Annotated in this window: 4 protein-coding genes; all 4 read right to left on the reverse strand. The window is 76.0% G+C overall.

What is annotated here, in order from left to right; genetic code table 11:
- The coding region (locus tag ABD54_RS25285) for an SAV_2336 N-terminal domain-related protein (protein WP_047872056.1) at positions 1–1,473 on the reverse strand (1,473 nt) is incomplete at its 3' end.
- The gene (locus ABD54_RS25290; RefSeq protein WP_047872057.1) at positions 1,470–2,648 is read right to left on the reverse strand and encodes an AAA family ATPase; all 1,179 of its coding nucleotides are present in this window, start codon (positions 2,646–2,648) and stop codon (positions 1,470–1,472) included. The genes ABD54_RS25290 and ABD54_RS25285, both read right to left, overlap by 4 nt.
- On the reverse strand, positions 2,645–4,243 hold the full coding sequence (locus ABD54_RS25295; protein WP_235432197.1) for a hypothetical protein: 1,599 nt from the start codon (positions 4,241–4,243) through the stop codon (positions 2,645–2,647). Before ABD54_RS25295 ends, ABD54_RS25290 begins: the two co-directional genes overlap by 4 nt.
- A partial coding sequence (locus ABD54_RS25300; RefSeq protein ID WP_047872058.1) for a hypothetical protein occupies positions 4,240–4,881 on the reverse strand: 642 nt, incomplete at its 5' end. The genes ABD54_RS25295 and ABD54_RS25300, both read right to left, overlap by 4 nt.

Here is a 4,881-nt window from a genome sequence, read left to right on the forward strand (position 1 = left end):
CTCCTCCCCCCGCTCACCGCCCCCGCGCACCAGCCCGCTGAAGAAGACCTCCGTCAGCTCCGAGGGCGTGGCGCGGCCGAGCACGTCCTCGCAGACCGCCTCCACCAGGCGCGGGTCCAGCGGCACGGCGGCCAGGGCCACGGCCAGGTCGAACGCCTCGGGACTGGCCAACTGCCGGAAGCGCCGCGCCTCCCGTTCGGCGTCGAAGACGGTTTCCCCGGCGTCCGGCGCCCCGTCGGAGGCCGCGCCCTCTCCCGCGGGGAAGCGCGCGGTGTGCGCCCACAGGCGCCCGGGGCCCCTGCCCATCGCGAAGACGGCCCAGTCCCGGATCGTCCCGGGGTCCAGCGTCAGCACCGGAACGAGCGCGCCCGGCTCGCGCTTCTCCTCCTCCGGGCCGGTGAGCGTGCGCTCCCGCACGTACCCGGTGTTCGCGGCGCAGGGGCCGGCGGCCCGGGGCGCGGCCAGCTCCATAGGGGCGGTGGCGATGGCGCCGCGCCGCCACAGGCGGGGCTGGAGCAGGTGGAGGATCGCGACCGAGCCGCGGTCCGCGGCCTCGGCGACCCAGTCCTGGAACCCGGGGTCGCGCCAGGCGCCGCCGAGCCCGTCGGTGAGGAACAGGACCACGTGCGCGCGGCCGCCGCCGAGGCGGCCGGGGCGCCCGTGGACGTCGCGCAGCCCGGGGCTGCCGGCGCGCCCGGAGTCGAAGTACAGGGAGGCGACCTCGCGGAAGATCCCGCCGGAGCGCGCGAGCCGGACGAACTCGGCGGCCAGGCCGCGCTGGAAGGCCATGGTGACGCCGTCGTCGACGAGGAGGGTCAGGCTCACCACCCGTTCCCGCCGCGCGCACGGACGCGGCACCACCGGGACTCCGGCGCCCTCGCGCTCGTCCTCGGTCCAGTGGAGGCTGTCCAGGAGCGAGCGCGCGTAGTTGCGCGCGGTGCCCTCCGGGTCGACGCCGTCCGGCCGCCCCCGGGGCTCGGTGAGGTGGAAGGGCCCCAGCGCGGCGACCAGTTCCTGGCGCCGTTCCAGGACCGGCTGGACGAACCCGTGGGCCTCCGTCGGCGGCCCGTCGTCCCCCGGGGTGCGGCGCGGCCGCGGGGGCGTTCCCCCGTGGCCGGGCGGCGGGTCCGGGGCCGGACCTCGGGGCGCGGCGGCGCTCTCCCCGCCGGTCGCCGTCCCGTCGCCGGGGAGCCCCTGGGACCGGGCGGTCCCGGTGTCCGTGCCGGACGGCGGGGAGGACCGCGCGGCCCCGGGCTCGCCCGCGCCGGCACCGGCCTCCCCCGGCGGCGGCCCGTCGGCGGGAGGCGCCGGGAAGACCGGGCGGTCGCGGCGCGCGGCCCCGGCACGCGCCTGGAGGGCCGCCAGGTGGAGCGCGTCCGCCCACTCCGTGGGGGTGAGGCCGCCCGGGGGGCCGCCCGACCGGTCGCCGGAGCCCCGGGGGCGGTCGTCCCCCGGCTGATGCGCGGGGCTCATCCCGGGGTTTCCGTGAGGCGGTGCCAGAGCAGGTCGGAGAGGTGGCGGACCTGCTCGGGCCCCGGCTCGCCCTGTCCCATGGCGCCGACCAGGTGCACGGCGTTGAGTAGCTGGTCCACGGCCAGTGCGTGGCCGTCAGCGCTCCTGCGCAGGAACTCGGTGACCAGGGTCCGCGTGCCGGTGGGCGGATCGCCGTCGAAGTGCCCCGCCACGGCGGCCACCAGTTCGTCCTCGTCCGGCAGCCCCATCCGGACCGGAATGCAGCGGCGCAGGAAGGCGGGCGGCAGGTCCCGGTCGTCGTTGCAGGTCACCACCGTGACGGGGAAGGCCGAGCACAGGACCTCGCCGCGTTCGAGCACCGCCGTGCGGCCGGGGTCGTCGGTGGCCACCCGGATCCTCCCGGCGACGTTGGCCAGTCGGCCCAGCTCGGGAACGGTGTAGCCGCCGTTCTCGAAGAGGTCGAGCAGGTCGCCGGGCAGGTCGAAGTCGCCCAGGTCGAAGTCGTCGACCAGGAGCACGCGGGGCAGCCGGGTGGGCAGGAAGGCGGTGCCCAGGGGCCCCAGGGTGAGGTAGCGGCCGATCGACTCGGCGCTGCTGCGCAGGTGTGCGTCGGCCTCCGCTCCGTCGGCGCCCGTGTAGCTGAGGTCCCTGGCGCCCCGGGCGCGGTTGCGGGCGTTCTCCAGGTTGAGGTCGTGGATCTGGGTGAGGGGGTCGTAGGCGTACAGGCCCTCGCGCACGGTGCTGCGGCTGGTGACGGCCCAGCGCAGGACGCGGCCCAGGCCAAGTTCGCGGGAGATCTGGTGGGCGAGGCTGGACTTGCCGATCCCGGGCGGGCCCACCAGCAGCAGGGGGCGGCGCAGGCAGATGGCCGCGTTGACCTTGTCCAGCAGCCGGCGGCGGTGCGGCCCCAGGGGAACGGGGAAGCTCCGGGGCCGGACGGGGCCCAGGTGGCGCTCGCTCTCGGCGGCGGGGCCCCCGGCCCGCGGCCCCGGGTCGTAGAACGGGGGGTCCACGCCGGTCCCGGCGGGGTCCGGCCCGCCGCCGTAGGTGCGCCACCGGGGAGGCGGGGGGAGCTGGGCGGCGAGGTCCAGGTGCGGGCGGGGCTGACCTGTGCCGTGGAAGATCCACCACCCCGGCGCGGAGCTGGTCGATCCGGGTTCGGCTGATGTGGTCATGGCAGGCCCTTCGAGCCGCGCCCAAGGGGGGCTGTCGGATGCTGTGGGGGTGTCATCGGTCTGGGGGCGGGCAGAACCGGAAGGGTGTCGTGGTAGAAGACGGCGACCTCGAAGCTTTCTTCGATGTACCCGGTATCGTCCGGGGAAACGCATCCGGAACGCGATTGGTGGAGCGCCTTGGGAAGCGCTCGTATTCTTTCGGGCGGCACCATTACCTCCCGTCCCACCTTCCCCAGATTGAGCCACGGACTTGCCCCCGGCCCATTATCGGCGGAACGCCAGACCACGACCGGAACCCCGATCATGAGCGCCGACCAGACCGGCATGTGGCACTCGTCCAGATGGGAGGGAACGGAGAGGGCGACGATCCTGTCGTCCTGGAGCCTTTCGACCAGGGGTTCGCGGTAGGTCCGCCCGCCCCTGCGCCTCCTCTGCCCGGCCTCGTGCGCGGTGTCCAGGTGCAGGACCTCGCGCGCGCTCGCGAGCCCCTCCCACCGGCGGGCGCAGGTACGCCGGGCCTGCTCGGTGTCGCCGCGCGCGGCGTCCACCAGCTCCTCCGCCCGGTAGACCACCTGGGCCCGCGCGCCGAGTCTGCGGTCCCCCTCGCCGGCCTCCTGCCAGCGCTCGGCCTCCAGGCGGCGGAGCAGGTCCAGCCGCGCGACCAGCTCGACCCGTACGCCCTCGTGGTATCCCGTGCGGTGGTCCACCTCCAGCAGGGTGAGCAGGCCGCCGACGTGGGCGCCGATGCGCTCGGCCTCCATGTGCGGGGTGTGGCCGTGGCCGCAGAAGTCCGGGGGCCTGCCCCGCCTCTCACTGAGCACCGTCCAGTACTCGACGTCGTACCGGTCCCTGCTCCGGCCCTGGGTGACGTGCACTACGAGCCGGGCGGGCGCGCGAGGGCCGGGCGGCGCGGCCGTGCCCTCGCGCCGCCCGCCGCCCCAGAGCAGGAGCAGGTCGGCGCAGTCGCGCAGCGGGACGGCGCAGGGCAGCAGGGAGCAGAAGATCCGCAGCGGGAGTTCGGCGTCCTCGGGCACGGTCATCTCGGTCAGGTCCACGAGCCGGTCCCAGGCCGTGTGCGGCGGTGCCTCAGCCGGGGCGAGCCGGTCGGTCCGGGCGGTCTCGAAGGCCTCCGCGACCAGGTCCGGGGAGTGCTCCGCCAGCTCCCGGCGGACGAGGTCGACGTCGGCGTCTGTGCTCCCCTCGGGCAGGAGGCGGTACAACTGCTCCCACTCCTCGGCGTGGACCAGCGGCTCCGCGGCCCGGGCCGCCGCCAGCGAGCTGCGGCCGTGCTCCTCCAGGTAGAGGATCCAGCGCAGGAGGCAGCCCAGACGCACCTGCTCCCGGCACAGGCGTACCAGGTGGCGGGCGAACTCGACCGGAGAGCCCTCCAGGCGCAGGTTGCGGCGGACCCGCGTCGGAAGCTGGTAGGCCAGCTGCTCGCGCGCGTCCGGGAGGAGGACGCACCGGAGCGCGCACAGGGCGTCGACCAGGTCCTCGAACCCGCCGTCGGCCGGGAGCGGCCGCCGCGCGCCCTCAGACGGCGGCCGTCCTCCGATCGGGGCCTGGCCCCCTGCCGTGGCCGTCGTCTCGCTCACCCGGACGGGCTCCCCAGGAGGGGGGCCGCGGCCTCGCGGACCCGGAGCATCCCCGCGCTCCCGTCCTCCCTCGCGTCGAGGAGGGCGAGCACCTCGTCGAGGAGCCCGTACTCACCGTGGGCGAGGGCGACCAACTGCGCGGCGAAGGAGAGCAGGTCCTGGTCGGCGCGGAGCCTGCGGCGCAACCGGGGGTCGAGTGCGACGTACAGGTCCAGGCGCAGGTCGGGCAGGAGCAGTGTGCGCAGGTCGGTCATCGCCCTGGCGGTACGCGTGAGCGCCTCCCGTTCGCCGTTCGCCGCCGCTCCCGCGGCGGTCCGCTCGGTCGGCCACACCCGGGGGATCGCCTCCATAGGAATCATCCAGCCCGCCCTGCCGCTGCCGGTCGCCTCGCAGAGCAGACCGAGGAGGGCGTTCCCCTTCTCCTCTCGGACGCCGCTGCCGCTGAAGCCGGGCAGGACGGTGAACCCCGCGCGGGAGTCGACGTCGATCTGGACGTAGCCGAAGCGGCTGCCCCCGGTACCGGCGGCCCGGCCGGTCACCCAGAGGCCGGTCTCGGCGCGGGGGAAGCCGAGGACGCGGACCCGGTCGCCGACGGCTGGTGGTGGGAGGAGGCCGCCCGTGAACCCGAGGGCCAGGGC

The sequence above is a fragment of the Nocardiopsis sp. RV163 genome, assembly GCF_001029525.1.
GTDB classification, from domain to species: domain Bacteria; phylum Actinomycetota; class Actinomycetes; order Streptosporangiales; family Streptosporangiaceae; genus Nocardiopsis; species Nocardiopsis dassonvillei.

Coding starts and splice junctions, on each gene's coding strand:
- ABD54_RS25290 (WP_047872057.1), bottom strand. CDS start 2,648: ATGACCACATCAGCCGAACCCGGATCGACCAGCTCCGCGCCGGGGTGG.